The sequence below is a fragment of the Streptomyces sp. NPDC014727 genome (assembly GCF_043083485.1).
Classification (GTDB): Bacteria; Actinomycetota; Actinomycetes; order Streptomycetales; family Streptomycetaceae; genus Streptomyces.
The window spans coordinates 275,842-300,264 of record NZ_JBIBYR010000002.1 but is presented as its reverse complement, the minus strand read 5'-3'; the positions used below and the strand labels follow the sequence as shown (position 1 = coordinate 300,264).

Here is a 24,423-nt window from a genome sequence, read left to right as displayed (position 1 = left end):
CCCGCTCGCGTCCCGCCTCCGTTGCGTACTGGGATGCTTACTTCACCTCCTGTCCACCCAACTCCGCCTGGAATGTGGGTTTCCGCGAGCAGGCTTCGCGTGTGAGACGCATCGTGGGAATCGTCCTGGCGGTGCTGCTGATCGGCGGAGTGGCAGTAGCCGTCGCAGTGGGCCGCGACACCGGGGACACGAGCACGGCAACGAAGACCGTGCGTGGAGTGATCGGATCGGAGAAGGCCGAGTTCTTCGCCGATCCCGACGTGGTGAAGGCCCTCGCCGCCAAGGGGTTCACCGTCAAGGCGGAGACATCCGGCTCCTGGGCCATGGACCAACTCCCCCTCAAGGGGTATGACTTCGCCTTCCCCGGCTCGCAGGCCCCGGCCGACGAGCTGCGGCGCAGGTTCTTTGTCAAGGGCGGACCGCTCAGGCCGTTCTACTCGCCGTTGGTCGTCGTCGCGCACCGCGGCGCCGCTCAGGTGCTGGCGGACAACGGACTCGCGACGCTGAACGGAAAGGCCGGCGGGAAGCTGCTCATGGGCCCGTACCTCAAGGCCGCGCGGGCGGACCGTTCCTGGCAGCAGCTCAAGGGTTCTGGAAAACATGCCGAGTTGACCGGTACGGTCTTCATCACCAGCACCGATCCCGTCTCGTCCAACTCCGGCGCGCTCTACCTCGCCGCGGCCTCGTACGTCGCCGACGGCGGCCGGGTCGCCGCGGACGAGGCCGCGATCGACCGCACCGCGCCGCTGCTGAAGAAGCTGATCCGGGTGCAGGGCGCGCAGCAGACCAGCAGCGACGCCCCGTTCAGGGACTTCATCAGCGGCGTCGGCAATCCACTGGTCCTGGTGTACGAGTCGCAGGTCGCCTCGCTGCTGATGCAGCAGCAGGACGCCGGGGACCTGGTTCTCCTCTACCCCGACACGACCGTCTCCAGCGACCACACCCTCGTCCCGCTGACCGGCACCGGCCGGCGGCTGGGCGAGCTGCTCTCCACCGACCCGGAGCTGCGCAGGCTCGCCGTGCGGCACGGGTTCCGGCCCCAGGGTGCCGCGGCCGAGTTCACCGCCGCCACCAAGGGCCACACCGACTACATCGACCAACAGCTGACCGGGGTCCGTCAGGCGCCCGTGCCCACCGCCACGGTGCTGCGCGCGATGGCCCGGCGGACCCGCGGCTGATGATCCACGCCTCCCGGGAGATCCCACCCATGACCCAAGAGCCCCAGCCGCCCGCCCTCACCCCGCCCGACGGGGCCGCCCCGCCGCTCGTCCTCACCCCGCCGGAGCCGGTCGCCCCGGTCCGCGCCGAGCAGGCCGCCGGTCTCGTACCGGTCGACGATTCGGTACGGGCGGAGATGACCCGCCGCGCCACCGAGTACATCGGCGGCCTCGCCGGGCTCGACGCCCGGTCGCCCGAGTTCTCCACCCGGATCGGAGAGATCACCTCCCTCGGGCAGGCCGACATCCGCGGTGCCGCCCAGCAGTCCAACCGGATGCTGGACCGCACCGTCCGCTCGCTGTCCGGTTCCGGAGAGGGGGACGCGCAGACCCGGGTCGGCGCCTCCCTCGTCGAGCTGCGCCGCACGGTCGAGGACCTCGACCCGCGCGACACTCCGGGCCGCGGCGCCCGTCGGCTCCTGGCCAGGCTCCCGGGCGGCAACAAGCTCCGCGACCACGTCGCCAAGTACGCGTCCGCCCAGTCCACCCTGAACAGGATCGTGGGCTCGCTGCGCGGTGGGCAGGACGAGCTGCGCCGCGACAACGCCGCCCTGCACACCGAGCGCACCCGGCTCTGGGAGACCATGGGCAAGCTCCAGGAGTACGTGGTGCTCACCGAGACACTGGACGGCGCCGTCGAGCAGCGCATCGCGGCGACCGCCGCCACCGACCCGGTGCAGGCGGACGCGCTGCGGGCCGATGTGCTCTTCCCGGTGCGGCAGAAGCACCAGGATCTGCTGACCCAGCTCGCGGTCTGCGCGCAGGGGTACCTCGCGATGGATGTCGTGCGCCGGAACAACGACGAACTCATCAGGGGCGTCGACCGGGCCGCGACCACCACCGTCTCCGCCCTGCGGATCGCCGTGATGCTGGCGTCGGCACTGGAGAACCAGCGCAAGGTGACCGAACAGGTGCAGGTGCTGCGCTCCACGACCGAGGACCTGATCCGCGGGAACGCGGAGATGCTCGCCGGCCAGAGCGGCGAGATCCAGCGCATCGCCGCCGATCCGGCGGTGGGCGCGGAGACGCTGCGTACGGCGTTCCAGCAGATCTACCGGACGCTCGACGCCATCGACACGTACAAGGTGCAGGCGACCGAGTCGATGGCGGCGACCGTGGAGTCGTTGACCTCGGAACTCCAGCAGGCCGGCGCCCACTTGGAGCGCCGCCGGTCCGCGGGTGCCCTTGAGGGCGGGGGGCTCGGATGACAGGCCGTCCCCGACGGCGGCTGAGACGGCTGCGGCGCCGGGTCACGCGCTCGCTCGCCTCGCTGCTGGCCGTCGCCGCGCTCGGCCCGCTCGCCGCCTGCTCCGCGTCGGACGGCGGACCGTCCGGCGGCCCGGCGAAGGACGACGGCGCCGCGCGTCCCGGTACGCTGCGCGTCCTCGCCTCCAGTGAACTCAGCGACATGACACCGCTGTTGGATCAGGCCCGGAAGGCGACCGGGATCACCGTGCGGCCCACCTGGACCGGCACGCTCGACGCCGTCGAACTGCTCGGGTCCGGCAAGGCCGACGGCGCCTACGACGCGGTGTGGCTGTCGTCGAACGACTATCTGCGACTGCACCCGGACGCGGCCCGGCGCATCACGTCGGAGACCCCGCTGATGGCTTCGCCGGTCGCCCTCGGGGTTCGCCCGGCCGCCGTGAAACGGCTGGGCTGGAAGCCTTCGGACGTCACCTGGTCGCAGGTGCACCGGGCGGTCGCCGAGGGCCGGCTGACCTATGGAATGACCGACCCTGCCCGTTCCAACTCCGGCTTCTCCGCGCTGGTTTCGGTCGCCTCCGGGCTCTCGGGCGCACAGTCCGCCCTGACCGACGCCGATGTGCGCGGGGCGAGCGGGAAGCTGAAGGAGTTCTTCGCGGGGCAGCGGCTGACCTCCGGCTCCTCGGGCTGGCTGGCCACCGCGTACGCCCGGCGCGGCACGGTCGACGCACTGATCAACTACGAGTCGGTGCTGCTCTCGCTCAACCGCGACCGTCGCACCGGGCTGACCGTGATCCGTCCCCGCGACGGGGTGGTGACCGCCGACTACCCGCTCAGCGCGCTGTCCACCGCCGCACCGGAGGCGAAGGACTCGGTGCGCGCGCTGACGGCCTACTTCCGCACCCCGGCCGTTCAGCGGCAGTTGACCCGGCAGACGTTCCGCCGCCCGGTCGTGCCCTCGGTACGGCCCGCCGCACCGCTCGCCGCCGAGACACGGCGTGAACTCCCGTTCCCCGGCTCGCGGTCGGTCGCCGACGGGCTGCTCCACTCGTACGAGAACAAGCTCCGCCGGCCCTCGCGCACCGTGTACGTCCTGGACACCTCCGGCTCGATGGAGGGGGAGCGGCTGCGCCAGCTGAAGGCGGCGCTGACCGGGCTGACCGGGGACTTCCGGGAGCGGGAGGAGGTCACGCTGCTGCCGTTCGGCTCGTCCGTGAAGCAGGTCCGTACGCATACGGTCGACCCGGCCGATCCGCAGCGGGGCCTGGCGGCGATCAAGGCGGACACCGCCGCGCTGACGGCGAGCGGGGAGACGGCGATCTATTCGAGTCTGCAGTCCGCCTACGAGCATCTCGGCGACGGCACGAAGTCCGCGTTCACCTCGGTGGTGCTGATGACGGACGGCGAGAACACGGCGGGCGCCACGGCCGACGGCTTCGCCTCCTACTACCGGTCGCTGCCCGCGGCGCGGCAGGCCACTCCGGTCTTCCCGGTCGTCTTCGGCGACTCGGACCGCGGCGAGCTGGACCGGATCGCCACGCTGACCGGCGGCCGGCTCTTCGACGCGACCAAGGACCAGGGGCCGGGCTCCCTGGACGGGGCGTTCGAGGAGATCCGTGGCTACCAGTAGGCCGGACGGCGAGGCGCGGGGCAGATCCGCGAACAGGGTCCTGGCCTACGTCGAATCACGGAAGAACCTGACCGGGAGCGCCTGCGGGATCGTCGGACTCGCCCTGACCTTCACCGGGCTCGCGGGGGCGTACTGGCCGGTGGTGGTGGTCGGGCTGTACGGCGCGGGCGCGCTGATCGCACCCCCCGAGCGCCCGCCCGCCCCGGACTTCCCCGATCCTTCGTCCCAGCTGGACGCGTTGCGGGACGACTTCGGGACCCTGCGGGCGTATCTGGACGAGGTGGAGCTGCCGCCCGCCGCGGCCGGCCGGCTGACCGAACTGACGGAGCTGCTGGCGGGGTTGCTCGCCCCCGGCTGGGTGTCCCAGGCGCTGGCCACCGATCCGGAGGGCGTCCACGCCCTGTCGCGTGCCGTGCACCAGGACATCCCGGAGTCGGTCGACACGTTCGTACGGACCCGCTGGTGGACGCGGATCGCGCCCGGCACGGAACCGCCGGAGCGTCATCTGGAGCGGCAGCTGGCGCTGTTGCACCGGGAGGCGGAGGCCTTGGCGACGGCGCTGCGGGAGGCGGAGACGCGACGGCAGCAGACCCACACCCGGTATCTGGAGGACCGGGGCCACAACGGGTAGGTCGTTGATCGCGACCGGAGGCGATGTGAGGAGACATCGAAGCGTTGTGGAGACATTGGGCGCAAGGATACGGCGATGCCTGGACGTTCTTTATAAAAGGGGCGGGAAAAGGCGGCCCCCGGAACCGTGAGGGGATTCCGGGGGCCTACCGCGGCGGGTCGTCGACCCCACAGGTCAGGGCGGATGTCCAAAGACCCGGCCGCGGGGTGCGTGGGGGCGCACCCGCGCGGGGTGCGCCCGGGGGCGTCAGCCCAGGCGCCGGACCAGCGCGCGGTACTCGTCCCACAACTCCTTCGGCGCGTGGTCACCGAAGGTGTTGAGGTGCTCGGGGATCAGCGCCGCCTCCTCGCGCCAGACCTCCTTGTCGACGTTGAGCAGGAAGTCCAGGTCCGCATCGGAGAGGTCCAGGCCCTTGGTGTCCAGGGCTCCCTTGGCGGGCAGGACACCGATCGGGGTCTCGACGCCCTCGGCCCTGCCGTTCAGGCGCTCGACGATCCACTTCAGGACGCGGCTGTTCTCGCCGAAGCCGGGCCACACGAACTTGCCCGCCTCGTTCTTGCGGAACCAGTTCACGTAGTAGATCTTCGGGAGCTTCGACTGGTCCGCCTTGTCCGCGCCGACCTTGATCCAGTGGGCCATGTAGTCGCCCATGTTGTAGCCGCAGAACGGCAGCATGGCGAACGGGTCGCGGCGCAGCTCGCCGACCTTGCCCTCGGCGGCGGCGGTCTTCTCGGAGGCCACGTTGGCGCCGAGGAAGACGCCGTGCTGCCAGTTGAAGGACTCGGTGACCAGCGGTACGGCCGAGGCGCGGCGACCGCCGAAGAGGATGGCCGAGATCGGCACGCCCTTCGGGTCCTCCCACTCGGGCGCGATGATCGGGCACTGGCCGGCCGGGACGGTGAAGCGGGCGTTGGGGTGGGCGGCCGGGGTCTCGGACGCCGGCGTCCAGTCGTTGCCCTTCCAGTCGGTGAGGTGGGCCGGAGCGGTCTCCGTCATGCCCTCCCACCAGACGTCGCCGTCGTCGGTGAGTGCGACGTTGGTGAAGACGGAGTTGCCCCACATGGTCTTCATGGCGTTGGCGTTGGTGTGCTCGCCGGTGCCGGGCGCGACGCCGAAGAATCCGGCCTCGGGGTTGATCGCGTAGAGGCGGCCGTCCTCGCCGAACCGCATCCAGGCGATGTCGTCACCGATGGTCTCGACGGTCCAGCCGGGGATCGTGGGCTCCAGCATGGCGAGGTTGGTCTTGCCGCAGGCGCTCGGGAACGCGGCGGCGATGTACGTCGGGGCGGCGGCCTCGTCCTTCGGCGGCGTGAGCTTGAGAATCAGCATGTGCTCGGCGAGCCAGCCCTCGTCGCGCGCCATGACGGAGGCGATGCGCAGCGCGTAGCACTTCTTGCCGAGCAGGGCGTTGCCGCCGTAGCCGGAGCCGTACGACCAGATCTCGCGGTCCTCGGGGAAGTGCGAGATGTACTTGGTGCTGTTGCACGGCCACGGAACGTCTTCCTGGCCCTCTTCCAGGGGTGCGCCCAGCGTGTGCACGGCCTTGACGAAGAAACCGTCGGTGCCCAGCTCGTCGAGGACGGCCTGTCCCATGCGCGTCATGGTGCGCATCGAGACGGCGACGTAGGCGGAGTCGGTGATCTCGACGCCGATCGCGGAGAGCGGGGAGCCGACGGGGCCCATGCAGAACGGCACGACGTACATCGTGCGACCGCGCATGGAGCCGCGGAAGACGCCCTGCTCACCCGTGAAGCTGTTTCCTTCTTCCCCGGTGAAGATGGCCCGCATCTCGGCGGGGGCCTTCCAGTGGTTCGTCGGACCCGCGTCCTCCTCCTTCTCGGAGCAGATGAACGTGCGGTCCTCGACGCGGGCGACATCGCTCGGGTCGGACGCGGCGTAGTACGAGTTCGGGCGCTTCGTCCCGTCCAGTTTCGTGAACGTGCCCTTGGCCACGAGCTCCCCGCACAGGCGCTCGTACTCGGCCTCGGAGCCGTCGCACCAGACCACCCGGTCCGGCTGGGTGATGGCTGCGATCTCGTTCACCCAGGAAACGAGTTCCTGGTGGTTGGTGGGGGCAGTGAGGGGAGCCGCGATGTCGCGCGCCACGATCGCTCCTTGGTGAGGGTGTCTGTTGGGTAGTTGCCCCGTGGGGGCTGCGACCCGGATGCTTCGACCCCTTCGAATCCCGCTGGCGCTCATCCGGTGCCGACCGCACTCATTTGATCATCCGACCGTTTCGCCCATATGTCCAGGGGGCCGCCCACGTGAGCATCACCACTCGGGACCGTTACCTACGGTCCCGTAGGTACGATGCGGGAATGACTGCCGCCGCCGCCGCGCCCGAGCCAGCCGGGATGGAATCAGCCGAGTCCGACACCGCCCCGCCGAAACCACGGATGCGTGGCTGGCTGCACGCCGGGATGTTCCCCGCCGTGATCGTCGCCGGGATCGCGCTGATCGCGCTGACGGACAGCGTCCGCGGCCGGATCGCCTGCGGCATCTACGTCCTGACCGCATGCCTGCTGTTCGGCGTGAGCGCCCTCTACCACCGCGGCACCTGGGGCCCGCGCGGCGAGGCGGTGCTCCGCCGGCTCGACCACGCCAACATCTTCCTGATCATCGCGGGCACCTATACCCCACTGACCCTTCTCCTGCTCCCCGAGGCGACCGGGACGCCGCTCCTGTGGGCGGTCTGGGCGGCGGCGGCCGCGGGCATCGCCTTCCGGGTGTTCTGGGTCGGCGCTCCGCGCTGGCTCTACACGCCCTGCTACATAGCGATGGGCTGGGCCGCGGTCTTCTTCCTGCCGGACTTCATGCGGACCGGCGGGATCACGGTGCTGGTGCTGGTCGTCGTCGGCGGACTGCTCTACAGCGCGGGCGGCGTCATCTACGGCATCAAGCGGCCCAATCCGTCACCGCGATGGTTCGGCTTCCACGAGGTCTTCCACTCCCTGACCCTGGCGGCCTTCGTCGTGCACTACGTCGGCATCTCACTGGTGGCCTACAACCACAGCTGAGCACCCCCTTCCCCCTCCCCCTGCAATGGCCGTGGCTCGGCAGCCGCGGCCATTCGCCATGTCAGGACCCCGACGCGGGCGGCACATGGACACCAACAATCTTTTGAGAGTCACTTTCACTTGACGCTGACTCTCGAAGGAGCATTCCCCTGAACCGACGCCGTGGCAGCGCGCTCGGGATCGCGTTGCTCGGCAGCCTGCTCGCCGGTGCCTACAGCGGCCGGCTCGACACCACCGGCGTGCCCGCCACCGCGGCGGACACGGCCGGGGACTCGGTGGTCGCCGCCCATGCCGTCGCGGCGAAGCTCGGCGCGCGGCGGCCGGCCGACTCCGCGGACGCGGCGTATCTGCACGGCACGAGCGTGGTGCACCTCGTCGTCGCTGTCACGTCCCTGGTGTCGTCGCTGCCGGTCGGGGCGTTCCTGACGAACCTTCCCACCGAGTCCCGGGAGAGCACGGACGTGGCCCCCGCGCCCGTCGATGCCTGACAATGGCGACCATGGCCGCCACCTCTCGTACCTCTTCCGTTTCCGCCCCCGGGACGCCTCCCGCGATGGGGCTGCGCGAGCGGAAGAAGCTCAGGACCAGGATCGCGATCCGCCGGGCGACGTACCGGCTGATCTCCGAGCAGGGGTACGACGCGACGACGATCGAGCAGATCGCCGAGGCGGCCGAGGTGTCGCCGAGCACCGTCTTCCGGTACTTCGCGACCAAGGAGGACATCGTCCTCACCGACGAGTACGACCCGATCATGGAGGCCGAGCTGCGCAACCGGCCTGCCGACGAACCCCCGCTGGAGTCGCTGCGGTTCATCACGGCCGAGGCGCTGACGGCGTTCCTCGGGAGCGAGGAGGAGGAACTGCGGCAGCGCACCCGGCTGATGGTGGAGGTCCCCGCCATCCGGGCGCGGATGACGGAGACCATGTCGGACACGGCGAAGGTGCTGGCCCGGGCGCTCGCCGACCGCAGCGGCCGCGACCCCGACGACCTGGAGGTCAGGGTGTTCATCGCGGCGGTGCTGGGGGCGCTGCGCGAGGCGACGCTGTACTGGGGCGAACACGGTCAGGAGGGCGACCTGAGCGCGCTGATCAACCAGGCACTGGACGCGCTCGAAGGCGGGCTGACGCTGTAGCCGGGGCTTCGCCCCCAGTCTCCGGTCGGCCCCGCTCCTCATTCCTCCGCCGGGCTCGCTCCGAGGCTCCGCGCCAGCTCTCGCGGGTCCGTCGTCGGGGCGTCGCAGACGAAGTGCCTGCACACATACGCCGTCGGCGCCCCGCCCACCAGCGGCCGGTCCGCCAGCAGCGGGAACTCCGCCCCTGCCGTCTCCCCCGCCGCCACCACCGCGCCGGGCGCCCGCCCCAGCAGTGCCGTACGGTGCAGTTCGCCGCCGACCGGCCCGGCGACCGCGACCTCGCGCGGCCCGTCGAGCAGCGCCTCGGCGACCGCGAGCCCCCAGCCGATGAAACGGGGAACGCGCGGACCGAGCGCCTTCACCACGCCCAACGCCCCTTCCGCGGCGGTGCGGTGGGCCTGAGAGCCGGTGTGCGCGGCGTACGAGAGCAGCGCACCGGCCGCCGCCGTCCAGCCCGCCGGGGTCGCGCTGTCGGTGGGGTCCTGCGGGCGGCGGATCAACTGCTCGGCGTCGTCCGCCGTGTCGTAGAGCTGCCCGCCCTCGCCGGTGAAGTGCTGGAGCACGATGTCCAGCAGGAACCCGGCGAACTCCAGCCAGACGCCCTCGCCGGTGACCGCGGCCAGGGCGAGAAAGCCCTCCGCGACATCGCCGTAGTCCTCCAGGACCCCGGCGTGCCCGCCGGACCGCCCGTCCCTCGATGTGCGGGACAGCCGGGCGACGTCGCCCATGTGGACCCGGACCAGCAGATCCGCCGCCTCGGTGGCGCGTTCGATCAGATCGGGGCGGTCGAAGTACGCCCCCGTCTCGGCGAGCGCGGCGATCGCCAGACCGTTCCAGGCTGCGACCACCTTGTCGTCCCGCCCGGGGCGAGGACGCAGTTCACGGGCAGCGAGCAGCTTGGCCCGTACATCCGCGGCCCGGTCCGCGTCGACCGCGGCGCCGGTCCGTGCGAGCCGGAGGACCGAGGCGCCCTCCTCGAACGTGCCCTCCTGCGTGACACCGAAGTACTCGGCGGCGAAGGCCGCGTCCTGTTCGCCCAGGACCTCCCTCAACTGCTCGGGCGTCCACACGTAGTACGCGCCCTCGACGTGCCGGCCGGCTCCGTCCTCGCTGTCGGCGTCGAGCGCGGAGGCGAAACCGCCCTCCGCCGTGCGCAGTTCGCGCACCATGAAGTCGGCGGTCTCCAGGGCGATCCGGCGGGCGAGTTCCGAGCCCGTCGACCGCCACAGGTGTGCGTAGACGCGGCAGAGCAGAGCATTGTCGTAGAGCATCTTCTCGAAGTGCGGAACGACCCATTCCCGGTCCACCGAGTAGCGGGCGAAGCCGCCGCCGAGCTGGTCGTACATCCCTCCCATGGCCATCGCCGCGCAGGTGTCGGCGGCCATGTCGAGGGCGCCCGCCGCCCCGGTGCGGGCATGGTGGCGCAGCAGGAACTCGATGATCATGGACGGCGGGAACTTGGGCGCACCGCCGAACCCGCCGTGCTTCTCGTCGTACTCCCGGGTGAGCCCGAGGAGCGCCTGCGCCAGCTCCGGTTCGCCCGGCAGCCCTTCGCCACCATGAACGAGGGAACGCTGGGTCAGGTCGTGGACGATGCGTCCGGCGACCTCGGCCACCTCGTCGGGGCGCTCGGTCCAGGCCGTGGCGACGCCTTCGAGCACCTGGTGGAAGGAGGGCAGGCCGTGGCGCGGCTCGGGCGGGAAGTACGTACCGAAGTAGAAGGGTTCCGCGTCGGCGGTCAGGAAGACGGTCATCGGCCAGCCGCCCTGCCCGGTCGCCGCCTGCACGGCCTCCATGTACACCGCGTCGACGTCGGGCCGCTCCTCGCGGTCGACCTTCACCGGCACGAAGTGTTCATTCAGATAGGCCGCGACCCGGTCGTCCTCGAACGATTCGTGCGCCATCACATGACACCAATGACACGCCGCATAACCGACCGATAGCAGAACGGGTACATTGCGCCGTCGCGCTTCCTCGAAAGCCTCAGGCGTCCAAGGCCACCAGTCGACCGGATTGTCAGCGTGCTGAAGCAGATAAGGCGAGGTCACACCAGCCAGCCGGTTCATGCGCCCAGCCTCTCACAATGCCCCGACCCCGGCCGTGGAACCCGCGCGCCTCCGTCCGCTCGGCCGATTGACCCTCATGCGCCATCACGTGGTGGACGAAGATCGTCCACCCGATCGTCGTCGAGCGGGAGATCACCGCCCAGGCCGGTAGGCGCGGCGTACCGGCCGGCGCGGGTGGGTGCGGATCGCGTGATCCGCACCCACCCGCGGGCCTCAGGTCGACACCGTGAAGTAGTCGGCCGCGTTGAGGGCGTTGAGCGCGATCCACCGCTGCGAGGCCGTCACCGCGGTGGGCGCCCTGGCAGTGTCCGAGGAGGCGCGGAAGAAGCCCTGGACATCGAGGGCGACCCGAGGGTCGTCATCGATGTACCGGGCCATCTCGTAGTGGACGGCCAGCACATGGACGCAGCGCGGGGTGTCCGCCGAGCAGGAGCAGTCGACGCCGACGAGTTTCGGTGCGGGCCTGTGGCCCGCCTCGACGATCGCGCGGTACAGCTCCTCGGTGAGGGCGGGCTGAGCCCCGGACAGCCGCTGGGAGATCCCGGCCACCGTCTCCTGGGACATCGGCGCGACCTCCAGGTTGGCCACCGAGGTGGTGCGGCCGTGTTGGATGACGGCGTGCACGGTCCGGCCGTCCAGCGTGACCTGCACCCGCCCGTCACGGGCGAGCCTGCGGGCGCGGGGCAGCTGCGGATCGGGGCGGGTCTGACTCAACGGCTCGGCGAGCCTGACCCAGTCCTTCCCCCACACCGTGCAGCCGAAGTCGTTGTCGGGCATGGATCAGCTGTCTCGCTTCCGGCGCAGGATCGCAATGAGGCTGTCGTCGTCCAGGCGGGTCAGTTCGGCGACACCGGACACGTTGGCGATGTCGGAGAGCGCGGATTTGCGCGAGTGCATGGCCGCGATGTGCTCCTCGACGGTGGTCCCCGTGGTCAGCGTGGTGACGGTGACCGTGCGGGTCTGACCGATCCGGTGAACCCGGTCGGAGGCCTGCGCCTCGACCGCCGGGTTCCACCACCGGTCGAAGTGGATGACGTCGGCCGCGCGGGTGAGGGTGAGCCCGGTGCCGCCGGCCTTCAGGCTGAGCACCAGCACCTGCGGGCCGTCGTCGGCCTGGAACCGGCTGACGATCTCGCCCCGCTGCTTCTGGTTCAGGCCGCCGTGGAAGAACGGTGCGCTGATGCCGAACTGCTCGTCGAAGTGGCGCACCAGCAGCTCTGCGGTCCGCCGGTACTGGGTGAAGATCAGCGTCGGAGAGCCGGCTTCGAGGTTGTTGGCCACGATGTCGGTGCAGAGGTCGAGCTTTCCCGACCTGCCGGACAGCTCATCGAGGTCATCGGTGATCAGACCCGGGTGGTTGCAGACCTGCTTGAGCCCGGTCAGGGCCGCCAGCACCCTGGCCTGGCGCTGCGCGCCGCTGCCGAAGCCGTCGTCGATCGCCCGCTCCAGCAGCCGGTCGTACACCTTCTGCTGCTCCTCGGTGAGGTCGCAGATCAGATCAGCGTGGATCTTGGGCGGGAGCGAGCTCGCGACCTGGGACTTCTTACGCATCAGCACCACCGGCTCGATCGCGCCGCGCAGGCGGGCGGCGGCCGCCACCGAGCCGTCCGCGATCGGCCGGGCGAAGCGGCGGCGGAACTGCGCCTTGTGCCCGAACAGGTGCGGCGTGACCAGGTTGAGCACCGCCCAGAGTTCCTCCAGGCGGTTCTCGACGGGCGTGCCGGTCAGCGCGATCCGCACGTCGGCCGCGATGGTCCGCGCGGCCTTCGAGATCTGGGTGCGGGGGTTCTTGAGCACCTGCGCCTCGTCGAAGACCACGGTGCTCCAGTGATGCTCCGTCAGGACCGGGCTGTGCAGGCGCAACGTCGGGTAGCCGGTGATCACCACCGTCCCGCTCTCCGGCTTCGGCAGCGGACCGCCGCGCCAGCCGACCGTCCGCAGGCCGGGTGCGAAGCGGGCGATCTCATGCGCCCAGTTTCCGACCAGCGAGGTGGGGCAGACCACCAGCTGCGGGCCCTCCTCGGCCCGCCCGGCGAAGTAGCCGATGGCCTGCAGGGTCTTGCCGAGCCCCATCTCGTCGGCGAGCACCGCGCCGCCGTGCGCGCCGACGGTCTCCCGCAGCCAGCCGACGCCGCGGACCTGGTACGGCCGCAGCTCGGCGGTCAGCGCCGTGCGCAGTTCGGTCGCCACGGTCTCGGTATGACGGAAGACGGCCGTGGCGTGCTCCGACGAGGTCACGGCGACACCGGTCGAGTCGGGCACGGCATGCGCCGCGATCGGCAGGGCCGACCCGCCTCCGGCGATCCACTCCCGCCAGACGTCCACCGACCGGCCGGGCGAGTCGAGGGACGCGCCGACGAGCCCGTCCGGTTCGATCAGCGCGCACTCGACGTCGGACACCTCGAAGCCTCCGAGGTCCGTGGTGGGGACGACCAGGGCGACGGTCTCGACGGCACCGACCTGCGGAGCGGCCCCCACGGCCCGGCCGGACCAGGTCCACAGGGCGAACATGTGACGGTCGGGCAGGTAGGTGGCCTGATTCTCGAGCACGGGACCAGGGAATTCCTGTTCGATTGTCATCGTGTTGTTCAGTGGCCGCGGGGGGTCCCGGTCACCGGTTCGCTCCCTTCCGGATCGTGCTCAGGCCCCGGCTCCGGCGCCGCGGACTTCGCGGGCTCCTCGGCGGGACGCAGGGAGAGCGCCAGCACGGCTGCGCCGAGGAGTCCGATGACCATGATCCAGACCGCGCCGACGTGCATCGCGTGGATGAACGCGTCGTTGGCGGCGTGCACGAGAGCGGGCTGGTGGGTCGCAGCGGCGAGATGCCGGGCCTGCTCGGCGGAGACCCGCGCCTGGTCCTTCGCCGGACCGTGCAGATCGCGCAGGGAGGGTTCGATCGCGCCTCGGTACACGATCGACATGATCGTGCCGCCGACCGCGATCCCGAGCACGCTGCCCGTCTGCCGCACGGTGTTGGTGACGGCCGAGCCTGCACCGGCCCGGTCCAGCGGCAGGGAGCTGATCAGCGCTGCCGTCACCGGACCGATCACCATGCCGATGGTGAGGCCCTGCACCAGCAGCAGGAGCTCGATCCGGACGAGAGGGGTCCGCAGCCCGAAGAACCCGTACGCACCCATGGTCAGCGCTGCCACGGCGAGGGCCGGTACGGTGACCGGGCGCAGCGGCCAGCGGCGGACCAGGCGTGCGCCGAGCGGTGCCCCCAGGATCGCGCCGACCGCGGTCGGGAGGCCGGCCAGGCCCGCCTGGATCGGTGTGTAGCCGCGGGAGCCCTGCAGGTAGAACGCGTTGTAGAAGGTGATGGCGGCCACCGTGAAGAGAAGCAGACCGAGCGCCGCGTTGCCGCCACCGAACACGCGCTGCGCGAGCAGGCGGGGATCGAAGCTGGGGACCCTGGTCCGCAGTTCGACGAGCACGAAGGCGGCCAGCAGCGCGACCCCGAGGACCATCGGCGCCCAGGCGTCCGTACGACCCCAGGAGGCCACCTGCCCCGCACGGATCAGGCCGTAGGCCAGGGCGGCGAGCCCGCTGATCGACAGCAGCATTCCGGCCGGGTCCAGCGGCCGCCGGACGGGGCTGCGGAAATTCGGGACCAGCATGATGATCCCGGCCAGCGCCAGCACCACGAGCGGGACGTTGACCAGGAAGACCGAGCCCCACCAGAAATGCTCGAGGAGCAGCCCCGCCATCACCGGGCCGACGGCCATTCCGACGCCGGCGGACGTCGAGGAAACGGCGATCGCGGTGGTCCGTGCCGGACCGGTGAAGGTCCACATCAGGATGGCCAGGTTGGCGGGCATGATCAGCGCGCTGCCGACGCCCATCGCGGCGCGGGCGGCGATCAGCTGGTTCGCATCTCCCGCGTACGCCGCCCACACCGAGGACCCGGCGAAGACCACCAGTCCGATCACGAGCACGGTCCGGTGACCGAAGCGGTCACCCAGCGCGCCCGCGGTGAACATCAGGGTGGCGAAGGCCAGGGTGTACGAGCCGGTGGCCCACTGGAGCTGGGACGGGCCGGCGTTCAGTCCGCGGACCGGGTCCGCGAGGGTCTCCAGGGTGGTGCTCAGGACGGTGTTGTCCAGCCAGATCAGCAGCAAGCACACCATGAGAACGGCGAGGATCAACTGCTGCCGGGATTTGGGCAGCGTTGGGAATGTCGTCATGAATACCCTCGGGAGAAATCGGCAGAGACCTGACGAGGGGACCGTAGAGAATGGTCACGATATTTTCAATCCCCATTCGATGAATGGTGTGGGGCATGCCGTCCGAGTATTGTCAATTTCGCTCGCGGGCATATCGAAATGGCCGTGTCAACTGCGCCCGGAGTCATGCTGCCACCCATTTGTCAATTTCCGTCCGGGGCATATTTCCGCGAGCCCTGTCAATTGAATGGCCGTGAAAAGGAGGTGGTCTCGGTGAATTGCCAGGGCCCGGCAGGAGGGGGACGCGGGTCGGGCACCGTGCCGGTGCGCAGGGGCTGACTTCGTGCACCAGGAACCCGTCACCCATCCCCGGCACTCGGCGTCGACCCGGCTGCGCTTCGTCCAGGGGGCGGCGGAGCGGCTGCCGTTCGCGCGCGCTCTTCTCGGGTGCCCCGGCATCACGGGACAGTACGCTGAGCCCACCAGCGCTGGAACTGTCAAGGCTCCTCGAAGGAGGTACACCATGACCGCCGAGATGGTGGCGCCCGCGTGGATGCATACGCAGATCAGCGCGGAGCAGTACGACTCCTGGTCCGAGGAACAGTGTGCAGGCATTGAGATCGTGGACGGGATGGTCGTCGTGAGCCCCAGCGCCTGCGAACGGCACAACCGGCCGGCCCGGATCCTGGCCAATGCCCTGGACGCCGCCGCAGGCCCGGACTGGAACGCCGACACGGACTTCGACGTCCGCCTGCAGGACGTTCCGCTCACCAACCGCGTCCCGGACGTCATCGTCTACCGGGCGGAGACCATCGACCTCACGCCCACCCGCCCCGAACACGTACTCCTGGTCGTCGAGGTCGTATCGCCCGGCTCGGAGACCACCGACCGAATCGTGAAGGTGGACCAGTACGCCAAGGCCGGCATCCCCTTCTACTGGCGCATCGAACAGGCCGCAACCGGTGTCCCCATCATCTACACCTACGTTCTCGACCCCGCCACCAAGGCCTACAGGGACGGCGAGATGTTCACCGGCGTGATCAAGGCTGCCGTGCCCTTCTCCGTCACCGTGGACCTGGGAGCCACCTGACGACCGACATTCGCTCGGGCAGCGTCATCAACGGCCGGCACAGGCCGACGGAGACCGGTCACTCACTCGGGCGACCAGGGCCACCGGTCGACGGGATGATCGGCATGCTGAAGGAGGTACGGGGAAGTCTCACGATCCAGGCGATCCGGCATACCCACATCCACTCTCAGGCCCGATGGATCGCCTCGCTCTCTCGCGCTGACGCGCCGTACGCAGGAGACTGGGCGGCGCTGCCGGCCGAGGCAGTTGCAATCGTCGTATCCGGAGGGGGACGCACATGCGGGACAGCCATCGGGCGGAAGCCGAACGGCTGTTGGTACGCGCCGTTGAGGAAGAGGTACGGCGATCGGGCGGGCGGGCCGACGCCGCAACGCTGATGTCGCGCGGACGGTCCGCGCTCGATTCCCTGGCGGCGGGCGCGGACGACGAGTACGCCGCGTATCTACGGGCGCTGGACGCGGCGGAGGCCGGACAGCAGCCGTTGTCACGGCGGTTCAGCCGGGCGGCCCTGGGAACTCCTCTGCTGGTCACCGGAGTTGCCGCGGTCGCCGCCGTCGGCGCGGACGTCGCGTTCGGTACGGCGACGGGGCCGGCCCTCGGCGCGGGCGCCGTCGTCGCGGTCGCGGGGGCCACGGCGACGGTAGCCAAGGTCACCGCCTCGCACTGGCCCGCCGCCCATCGGCGGGCGGGTGCGCTCGGGCAGCCCGGTGGCGCCGAACAGTTGCGGCTGCAGTGGCTGGCGGCGCTGGAGGTGCGGGGCATCCGCCCGTTCCTCGACCAGCAGCGGATGCTCAACCCCTCGTCCCGCACACCGGCGAAGAAGGTCCCCGCGCAGTCGCGGACCGCTCCGCAGCTGCGGGGCGGGGACCGCAGCGCCGCGGCCCGCATGCGCGCGCTCCTGGAGCAGTCGTTCGGCCATCTGCCCGCAGCACAGGGGCCGTTCGCCGGGCGGCGGACCGAGCTGGCGCAGATCGCGCAGTGGGTGCGCGAGGCCCGCGCGTCGACGGAGACCAAACCGACGATCGTGGTCCTGCACGGTGCGCCCGGCGCCGGACGCACCACGCTCGCGGTACGGGCGGCGCACAGCCTGAAGGACCAGTTCCGGGGCGCCTGCGTGGTGGACCTGCGCGGCGACGTGGCCGGGGAGGCGCCGCTGCCCACCCGGGACGCGCTGCTCCATCTGCTGAACCGGCTGGGCGCGCCCCGCGAGCAGCTGCTGTTCCGTGAGAGGGCCTCCGCCGAACAGCAGGTGCGGCGGCTGAGCGAGCTGTACCACCAGCACCTGACCGGCACCCCGGTGACGATCGTCCTCGACGATGCCGGCGACGCGGCCCAGGTCCGCACCCTGGTCCCCGAGCGTTCCGACAGCCTCGTCCTCGTCACCTCGCGCGAACCCCTGGAGCTGCCCGCCGACATCCCGGCCCGGGTCCATCAGCTGCCGGTCGGCGCGCTGGACGCGGCGGGCGCGGAGGAGCTGCTGCGCGAGGCGGCCGAGGCGGAGGAGGCGGGCCCGTACGACTCCCGGTCGACGGACGCCGTCGCCGAACTGTGCGGCGGGCTGCCGCTGGCGCTGCGCACAGCGGGCTCCTCGCTCGGGCAGCGCACCCGCAGCGCTCTCGCCGCCGATCTCGCCGCGTACGGGCCGGTCGCGCCGGTCGAGCGCGCGCTGTGGCTGCGCTACACCGACCAGTCCGAACAGGCGCGGCGGCTGCTGCGCCGGCTCGCGCTGGCCGGGCGGGCGAGCCTCGGCGCCGCGGCGGCGGCCGCGCTGCTCTCGACCGACGAGCAGGAGGCCGAGCGGCTGCTGACGGACCTGGCCGGAGCCGGTCTCCTGGACCATGTACGGGGCTCGCGCTACCGGCTGCACGATCTCGTACGGGGCTTCGCCCTGGCCCGGCTGCGGGACGAGGAGGCGGCGGCGGACCGGACGGCGGCCCAGGAGCGGCTGATCCGGAACTACGCGGACCTGGCCGGTGCGGTGATCCGCATGGTGGACGGCAAGATGTCGACCCGGGCCGGACAGTTCGGCTCGCACGGGTTCGGTTCGCTGGACTCGGCGCTGCGCTGGCTGGACGACGAGTCGAGCTTCATCACCTCGGCGCTGCGGCACGCGGAGGGCGTCGACCAGGCGGCCGTACTGGATCTGCTGGGCGCGCTCTGCGACTACTGCCTGCTGCGCGGCGACCTCTACCGGCTGGGCGAGATCAGCGAGCTGACGCAGGCCGTGGACAAGGGGCTGCTGGAGCGGTCCGTGCAGTGGCGCACCGGCATCGCGGCCCGTCAGCTCGGCGAGCTGGACAAGGCGCGCACCACGCTGTCGTCGGTGGTCGGGCTGTACCGCGAGGCGCAGAACGAGGCGGGCACGGCGCTGGCGCTCTGCTCGCTCGGCATCACCCTGCACCACCAGGGCAATCTGACCGAGGCGGCGGCCCGGCTGCGGGAGGCGATCGAGCTCCAGTCCTCCGACGAACAGGCCGAGGACCGGGCCTGGTCGCTGCATGCCCTGGCCGCCGTCGAACGTGACCGGGCCCATCTGGCCCAGGCGCTGACCCTCCTGGACTCCGCGCTGGTCCTGCACCGGGAGGGCGAGTCGCTGCACGGCGAGGCCTGGACGCAGTTCCAGCTGGGCCAGACCCTGCTGCGGATGGGCGACGTGGACCGGGCGAAGGACGCCCTGCGCACGGCCCTGGATCTGTACAGCCGCACCCGTGACGAGCGCGGCGAGGCCTGGGCGCTGACCCAGCTGGCCCGAGCCCGGCTGCTCGACGGCGACCCGGCCACGGCGGCCGAGGAGCTCCACCTGGCCCTGGCCCGCCACCGCGACAACGAGGACGCGCGCGGCGAGGCGTGGACGCTGTACTACCTGGGCCAGGCCCTGGAGGAGAACGGCGACACCGACCAGGCGGTGCGGCAGCTGGAGCGGGCGCGCACCATGTTCTCCCGGATGCGGGATGTGTACGGGCTGGCGTGCGCCCGGCACCACTCGGGCCGGGTCACCCGCGACCAGCGCGCCGCCCAGACCGGGAATCTGCGCAACTCCGGCTTCGCCCGCCAGCTCCTGATGGACGCCCGCGCGGACTTCCGGCGCATCGGGGTCGCCCACGGCGAGGCCTGGACCTGTCTGGAGCTGGCCCTGATCGACGCGGGCAACAACCGCGCCCCGCAGGCGCTGGAGCTGTGCGGCGAGGCGGCGGAGCTGTTCGACTCCTACGGCGACACGCGGGGCGCGGACTGGGCCCGCTTCCTGCGCTGCACGCTGCTGCCCTACGCGTCACCGGGGGGCAGCGAGGTGGGCACGGTGGTGGCCCAGCAGGAACTGGCCGACCTGCTCCGGGCCGGTCACCCGACGCGGGACGGGAAGCTGGAGGACTGCGCGGAGGCGTTCACCGTGGTGCTGAACCGCGGCGTGGACCTGGAGGACGGCTGGCAGGCGTGGCGCCTGGGCATGACGCCGACGCGCCATGCCCGGGAGGTCATGGGTGTGGCGGTCCCGCCGAGGGCGTGACGGCACACCGGACGCCTCGTTCTCAGCCCCTGCGGTGATCGTTCGGGAACCAGGCGCCCCCGGGGGCCCGGCGACCGCCCCGAGGAAGGGCGGCCACCGGGCCCCGCGGGCACCGGTCACCTACTTCCGCTTCGCGGAACCCGCTCCCACGGCGGCGTCGGGCACCGCCTCCGGATCCGGGGCCTCCACGAAGTCGACCTTGCCCATGTGCCGGTTCATGGACTTCATCAGCAGCCACACGCCACCGGCGAGCGCCGCGAAGACGATGAAGCCGAGAACGCCGGGAGTCACCTTGTTGTCGTCGACCTCCTTGGCGAGAGGGACGAGATGGGTCAGTGCCTGGGTCGCGTACATATCAGGCATTGTCGCGGATGCCCGCGAAGAGGTCGCTCTCGGGGAGGGAGGTATCGACGAGAGACTTCGCCAGCTCGTACTCCTCGGTCGGCCAGACCTCCTTCTGGATCTCCATCGGAACGCGGAACCAGCCGCCGTCGGGGTCGATCTGCGTCGCGTGCGCGATCAGCGCCTTGTCGCGGATCTCGAAGAAATCCGCACACGGAACGTGCGTGGTCAGCGTGCGCTCGTCGCGCTCGAACTCCTTCCAGCGCTTCAGCCACTCGCCGTACGGGGACTCCAGGCCACGCGCGAGCAGTGCCTCGTGGAGCGCCACCGTGCGCGGCCGGTTGAAGCCCTGGTTGTAGTAGAGCTTCTGCGGCTGCCAGGCCGGGCCGAACTCCGACTCGGGGAAGGTCTCGGTGTCCGCCGCACCGTCGAACGCGATCATCGTGATCTTGTGGGTCATGATGTGGTCGGGGTGCGGGTACCCGCCGTTCTCGTCGTACGTCGTGACGACCTGCGGCCGGAACGCGCGGATGCTGCGGACGAGACGGCCGGCGGCCTTCTCCTCGTCCTCCAGCGCGAAGCAGCCCTCCGGCAGCGGCGGCAGCGGGTCGCCCTCGGGCAGACCCGAGTCGACGAAGCCGAGCCACTCCTGGCCGACGCCCAGGATCTCCCGGGCCTCGTCCATCTCCTTCTTGCGCACCTCGTGGATGTTCTCCTCGATGTACGCGTCGCCCTGGAGCTTGGGGTTGAGGATGGAGCCGCGCTCGCCGCCCGTGCAGGTCACGACCAGCACGTCCACCCCCTCGGACACATACTTGGCCATCGTGGCCGCGCCCTTGCTCGACTCGTCGTCGGGGTGGGCGTGAACGGCCATCAGTCGCAGCTGCTCAGTCAAGACTCGATCCTCAGTGATTGGTCGCCATTGAGTGGTGCGTCGCGAAGGGACGCCGGTTGGGGTGGCGGTCGATAGGCGGGAGGCAGGCTTCTATAGTGACCGAACCGGGGGGCGGAAAATTCCTCGATCCCGGTACGGAAGGAACGATCATGACCGCGGTGCGAGAAGCGCTTCCGGAGAACCGCTACGGCCGCTCCGCCGATCAGCGCGCGGACCGCAAGCTCAAGATCATCGGCTCGGTGCTGGGCGTCGCTCTCCTCGGCGTGATCGGCTGGATCGGTTACGACTACGTCGGCGGCCAGGGTCTCAGCGCCGAGGTGATCAAGTTCAAGGTCGTCTCGGACCAGCGGGTCGATGTGCACCTGGAGGTGCGCAAGGGCAAGGACACCAAGGGCTACTGCACCCTCCGTTCGCAGCACGAGGACGGCAGCGAAGTGGCCCGCAAGGACTTCCGCTTCGACGACCCCACGGATCGTATCGACCGCGTCCTGTCGCTGCGTACGACATCCAGGGCGACCAACGTCGAGCTGCTGGGCTGCACCGACGACGGCGGGGCCGCGCACTGACGGCGGCGGGCCGCGCACTGACGGCGGCGGGGCGGCGCACTGACCGCCGCACGCCGCACGCCGCACGCCGCACGCCGCACGCCGCAACCGAATCGCTGTTGATGCCGCTGACCTGCGCAAACGCAGTACCGGCGGTTAACCTTCTCCCCCTTTTCCTGGGGAATTGTTAGGCTCGTGGTTTCGCCCACCCGTAGGGGCACATGCTTACGGGTAGGGCGATGCTTTGTATTCCCAGTACCGACGAGGAGCACCCTGTGACCCAGACCAGCGAAAACGTCACCTGGCTCACGCAGGAGGCGTACAACCAGCTCAAGGCCGAGCTGGAGTACCTGTCTGGTCCCGCGCGCACGGAAATCTCCGTAAAGATCGCGGCGGCCCGTGAGGAGGGTGACCTCCGGGAGAATGGCGGGTACCACGCGGCCAAGGAGGAGCAGGGCAAGATGGAGTTGCGGGTGCGCCAGCTCACCCAGCTCCTGGAGCACGCGAAGGTCGGCGAGGCGCCTGCCGACGACGGCGTGGTCGAGCCCGGCATGGTTGTGACGATCGCCTTCGACGACGACCCGGACGACACGATGACCTTCCTGCTCGCCTCCCGCGAGTACGCGAGCTCGAACATCGAGACGTTCTCCCCGCAGTCGCCGCTCGGCACCGGCGTGAACGGCAAGAAGATGGGCGAGAACGCCGAGTACGAGCTGCCGAACGGCAAGACCGCCACCGTGAAGATCCTGGCGGCGAAGCCCTACACGGGCTGATCCCGCACCCCACTGACGCGGGGGAGCCCCCGGCCCGACGGCGAATTCGACGGGCCGGGGGCTCCCCCGCGTGTGCGGAATCCCACACACACATATGTAGCGCACACACGCGACGGCCGGGCAGCGCCTTCGCCCCGACGCGGTGGACGAGCTCAGCTCATCACGAGATAACCCGCGTCCCGCAGCGCCGCCGAGACCTCCTCGCAGTGCTCCGGCCCCTTCGTCTCCAGCTGCAGCTCCACCTCCACCTCGGTGAGCCCGAGCCGGGGATCGGTCCGCACATGGCCGATGTCGAGCACATTGGCGTCGACCACCGAGAGCACGCCCAGCAGGGTGGCCAGCGAGCCCGGACGGTCGGTCAACCGCAGCCGCAGGCTCAGATAGCGGCCGGCCGCGACCATGCCGTGGGTCAGGATGCGCTGCATCAGCAACGGATCCACATTGCCGCCCGACAGGAGCGCGACCACCGGCCCGCGGAATGACTTCGGGTCGCTCAGCAGCGCCGCCACCGGGCTCGCGCCGGCCGGTTCCACCACCAGCTTCGCCCGCTCCAGACAGAGCAGCAGCGCACTCGACAACTCGTCCTCGGAGACCGTACGGACCTCGTCGACCAGCTCCCGGACCAGCTCGAACGGCACATCGCCCGGACGCCCCACCTTGATGCCGTCCGCCATCGTCTGCAGAGGGCCGATCGACACCGGGTGTCCCGCGGCGAGCGACGGCGGATAGCAGGCCGCACCAGCCGCCTGCACGCCGACGATCCGCACGTCCGGCCGGATCGCCTTGACCGCCACCGCGATCCCCGCGGCGAGACCCCCGCCGCCGATCCCGACGACGACGGTGCGCACCTCGGGACACTGTTCGAGGATCTCCAGGCCGACCGTGCCCTGCCCGGCGATGATGTCGGGGTGGTCGAAGGGATGGATGAAGACCGCGCCGGTCTCGTGCGCGTACTCCTGGGCGGCGGCCAGCGTCTCGTCGACGACATGGCCGTGCAGCCGGACCTGCGCCCCGTACTGACGGGTGGCGGCCACCTTCGGCAGCGGTGCCCCGACCGGCATGAAGACCGTCGACCGCACGCCGAGCAGCGCGGAGGCCAGCGCGACCCCCTGCGCATGGTTTCCGGCGCTCGCGGCGACGACCCCGGCCGCCCGCTCCACCGGTGACAGACCGGCGATCCGCACGTACGCGCCACGCAGTTTGAACGAACCGGTGCGTTGCAGGTTCTCGCACTTGAGGTGGACCGGCGCGCCCACGAGCTCCGTGAGATGGCGGCTGCCTTCCATGGCGGTCACCCGGGCCACACCGGAAAGCATCTTCTGCGCCCCGAGGATGTCGTCGAGGATCAGTGGAGGAAAGTGGCCGGACGCGCGGAAGTTCATACCGTAAGTCTTGCAGCTCGGCAGGGCGCCGAACGCCTCGTACGGTCCCGTCCTGCGCCGTTGTCCACAGGTTTGTGCAGCGCTGGTACGCGTTGCCCCGTGGCCGCGTACTCTGTCCCCCACCCATCCGAAACCGCACGAAGAGAGCCCCCGGCCATGCCCCCTCAGGACATGACGACAGCTGCGTCTCCTTCCGGGGGCGCCACCCCCGCATCCACGGATTCCGACCACGTGCTCGACGCGCTGCAGCACCAGGTCGCGGTATTCGCCCGCCGTGCCGAACAGACCCGCCTCGGCGGCGTCGGCCAGGTGCGCAATTCGATGGACCGGGCCGCCTATCTGCTGCTCAACCGGCTGGACCGGGAGGGCCCGATGGGCGTCAAGGCACTGGCCGCGGGCATGGGGATCGATTCCTCGACCGTGACCCGGCAGGTCGCACCCCTCGTCGACACCGGCCTGGTCAAGCGGACCTCGCACCCGGAGGACGGACGGGCCGTCGTGCTCCAGCTGTCACCGCGCGGCCAGGCCCGGCTGGACGAGGTCCGCGACTCCCGGCGCGAGCTCATGACACAGGTGACGGACGACTGGACGGCCGAGGAGCGCGAGACGTTCTGCGCGCTGCTCACCCGGTTCAACGCCGCGCTGGCCGCCCGGCAGGCCACGCACCAGGCGCCCCCGGCCGGTTAGAGTCCTATGTTCGGATCAGGCCGGATCAGCGAGTGGGGTCCGGCTCGATCCGGACAAGAGGCCCTGGTTCCCGCCCGCCGGACACCGCGACACCCGAGGCCGCACGGGCCACTGGACGCACGCCTCTTGACCGCAAGCCCCC

Annotated in this window: 20 protein-coding genes and 1 pseudogene; 12 read left to right on the top strand and 9 right to left on the bottom strand. The window is 70.8% G+C overall.

Features of this window, described 5'->3' with window-relative positions:
* The first annotated feature begins 74 nt into the window (after positions 1 to 74).
* The 4 genes from ACF1B9_RS05005 to ACF1B9_RS04990 are packed head-to-tail and all read left to right on the top strand — an operon-like array spanning position 75 to position 4,684.
* Positions 75 to 1,178 carry a hypothetical protein gene (locus ACF1B9_RS05005; RefSeq protein ID WP_391739121.1) on the top strand — a complete coding sequence of 368 codons (1,104 nt, stop codon included), beginning with the start codon at positions 75 to 77 and terminating at the stop codon, positions 1,176 to 1,178.
* Positions 1,179 to 1,207: 29 nt separating this feature from the next.
* On the top strand, positions 1,208 to 2,425 hold the full coding sequence (locus ACF1B9_RS05000; RefSeq protein ID WP_391739119.1) for a toxic anion resistance protein: 1,218 nt from the start codon (positions 1,208 to 1,210) through the stop codon (positions 2,423 to 2,425).
* Complete coding sequence (locus tag ACF1B9_RS04995; protein WP_391739118.1) at positions 2,422 to 4,053, top strand: substrate-binding domain-containing protein; 1,632 nt, start codon at positions 2,422 to 2,424, stop codon at positions 4,051 to 4,053. Before ACF1B9_RS05000 ends, ACF1B9_RS04995 begins: the two co-directional genes overlap by 4 nt.
* Positions 4,040 to 4,684, top strand: coding sequence for a hypothetical protein (locus ACF1B9_RS04990; protein WP_391739117.1), 645 nt, complete (start codon positions 4,040 to 4,042; stop codon positions 4,682 to 4,684). Before ACF1B9_RS04995 ends, ACF1B9_RS04990 begins: the two co-directional genes overlap by 14 nt.
* Positions 4,685 to 4,930: 246 nt before the next feature.
* Here ACF1B9_RS04990 and ACF1B9_RS04985 read toward each other — a convergent pair whose 3' ends face one another.
* Entirely contained in the window at positions 4,931 to 6,790 is a 1,860-nt protein-coding gene (locus tag ACF1B9_RS04985; RefSeq protein ID WP_391739115.1) for a phosphoenolpyruvate carboxykinase (GTP), read from the bottom strand.
* A gap of 212 nt (positions 6,791 to 7,002) precedes the next feature.
* Here ACF1B9_RS04985 and ACF1B9_RS04980 point away from each other — a divergent pair, with 212 nt between their 5' ends.
* The 3 genes from ACF1B9_RS04980 (at position 7,003) to ACF1B9_RS04970 (ending at position 8,833) form a co-directional block, all read left to right on the top strand.
* On the top strand, positions 7,003 to 7,701 hold the full coding sequence (locus ACF1B9_RS04980) for a hemolysin III family protein (protein ID WP_391739113.1): 699 nt from the start codon (positions 7,003 to 7,005) through the stop codon (positions 7,699 to 7,701).
* Between the two features lie 185 nt (positions 7,702 to 7,886).
* On the top strand, positions 7,887 to 8,189 hold the full coding sequence (locus ACF1B9_RS04975; RefSeq protein ID WP_391739111.1) for a hypothetical protein: 303 nt from the start codon (positions 7,887 to 7,889) through the stop codon (positions 8,187 to 8,189).
* A gap of 11 nt (positions 8,190 to 8,200) precedes the next feature.
* Positions 8,201 to 8,833: a TetR/AcrR family transcriptional regulator gene (locus ACF1B9_RS04970; RefSeq protein WP_391739110.1), complete on the top strand. Its 633-nt coding sequence runs from the start codon at positions 8,201 to 8,203 to the stop codon at positions 8,831 to 8,833.
* A gap of 38 nt (positions 8,834 to 8,871) precedes the next feature.
* Here the strand turns inward: ACF1B9_RS04970 and ACF1B9_RS04965 are convergent, their stop codons facing one another.
* The 4 genes from ACF1B9_RS04965 to ACF1B9_RS04950 form a co-directional block, all read right to left on the bottom strand.
* Positions 8,872 to 10,899 carry a thioredoxin domain-containing protein gene (locus ACF1B9_RS04965; protein ID WP_391739109.1) on the bottom strand — a complete coding sequence of 676 codons (2,028 nt, stop codon included), beginning with the start codon at positions 10,897 to 10,899 and terminating at the stop codon, positions 8,872 to 8,874.
* A gap of 213 nt (positions 10,900 to 11,112) precedes the next feature.
* Positions 11,113 to 11,676 carry a hypothetical protein gene (locus tag ACF1B9_RS04960; protein WP_391739108.1) on the bottom strand — a complete coding sequence of 188 codons (564 nt, stop codon included), beginning with the start codon at positions 11,674 to 11,676 and terminating at the stop codon, positions 11,113 to 11,115.
* Positions 11,677 to 11,679: 3 nt separating this feature from the next.
* Complete coding sequence (locus tag ACF1B9_RS04955) at positions 11,680 to 13,449, bottom strand: DEAD/DEAH box helicase (RefSeq protein ID WP_391739107.1); 1,770 nt, start codon at positions 13,447 to 13,449, stop codon at positions 11,680 to 11,682.
* A 38-nt stretch (positions 13,450 to 13,487) separates the two neighbouring features.
* The gene (locus ACF1B9_RS04950) at positions 13,488 to 15,083 is read right to left on the bottom strand and encodes an MFS transporter (RefSeq protein ID WP_391739105.1); all 1,596 of its coding nucleotides are present in this window, start codon (positions 15,081 to 15,083) and stop codon (positions 13,488 to 13,490) included.
* A 502-nt stretch (positions 15,084 to 15,585) separates the two neighbouring features.
* On the opposite strand from ACF1B9_RS04950, the gene ACF1B9_RS04945 reads away from it, so the two are divergent.
* A complete protein-coding gene (locus tag ACF1B9_RS04945; RefSeq protein ID WP_391739103.1) occupies positions 15,586 to 16,152 on the top strand; it encodes a Uma2 family endonuclease in 567 nt (188 codons plus the stop codon).
* A 65-nt stretch (positions 16,153 to 16,217) separates the two neighbouring features.
* On the opposite strand, the pseudogene ACF1B9_RS04940 reads toward ACF1B9_RS04945, so the two are convergent.
* Positions 16,218 to 16,304, bottom strand: a pseudogene (locus ACF1B9_RS04940) (DUF255 domain-containing protein); the annotation flags it as partial.
* Between the two features lie 125 nt (positions 16,305 to 16,429).
* Between ACF1B9_RS04940 and ACF1B9_RS04935 the strand changes: the two are divergent.
* Positions 16,430 to 19,657 carry a tetratricopeptide repeat protein gene (locus tag ACF1B9_RS04935; protein WP_391739101.1) on the top strand — a complete coding sequence of 1,076 codons (3,228 nt, stop codon included), beginning with the start codon at positions 16,430 to 16,432 and terminating at the stop codon, positions 19,655 to 19,657.
* Positions 19,658 to 19,777: 120 nt separating this feature from the next.
* Here the strand turns inward: ACF1B9_RS04935 and ACF1B9_RS04930 are convergent, their stop codons facing one another.
* Positions 19,778 to 20,011 (bottom strand): hypothetical protein, encoded by a 234-nt coding sequence (locus tag ACF1B9_RS04930; RefSeq protein ID WP_351080374.1) that lies wholly within the window; start codon positions 20,009 to 20,011, stop codon positions 19,778 to 19,780.
* 1 nt (position 20,012) lies between these two features.
* Positions 20,013 to 20,894 (bottom strand): mycothiol conjugate amidase Mca, encoded by an 882-nt coding sequence (gene mca, locus ACF1B9_RS04925; protein WP_391739099.1) that lies wholly within the window; start codon positions 20,892 to 20,894, stop codon positions 20,013 to 20,015.
* Positions 20,895 to 21,043: 149 nt separating this feature from the next.
* Here mca and ACF1B9_RS04920 point away from each other — a divergent pair, with 149 nt between their 5' ends.
* Together ACF1B9_RS04920 and greA are read left to right on the top strand one after the other, a co-directional pair.
* Positions 21,044 to 21,460, top strand: a complete 417-nt coding sequence (locus ACF1B9_RS04920) for a DUF4307 domain-containing protein (RefSeq protein ID WP_376218627.1) — start codon at positions 21,044 to 21,046, stop codon at positions 21,458 to 21,460.
* A gap of 254 nt (positions 21,461 to 21,714) precedes the next feature.
* Positions 21,715 to 22,212, top strand: a complete 498-nt coding sequence (gene greA / locus ACF1B9_RS04915; protein WP_351080379.1) for a transcription elongation factor GreA — start codon at positions 21,715 to 21,717, stop codon at positions 22,210 to 22,212.
* Positions 22,213 to 22,364: 152 nt separating this feature from the next.
* Here the strand turns inward: greA and ilvA are convergent, their stop codons facing one another.
* Positions 22,365 to 23,594 (bottom strand): threonine ammonia-lyase, encoded by a 1,230-nt coding sequence (gene ilvA / locus ACF1B9_RS04910; protein ID WP_391739097.1) that lies wholly within the window; start codon positions 23,592 to 23,594, stop codon positions 22,365 to 22,367.
* A gap of 156 nt (positions 23,595 to 23,750) precedes the next feature.
* Between ilvA and ACF1B9_RS04905 the strand changes: the two genes are divergently transcribed.
* Positions 23,751 to 24,281: a MarR family winged helix-turn-helix transcriptional regulator gene (locus ACF1B9_RS04905; RefSeq protein WP_391739095.1), complete on the top strand. Its 531-nt coding sequence runs from the start codon at positions 23,751 to 23,753 to the stop codon at positions 24,279 to 24,281.
* The last annotated feature ends 142 nt before the right edge of the window (positions 24,282 to 24,423 follow it).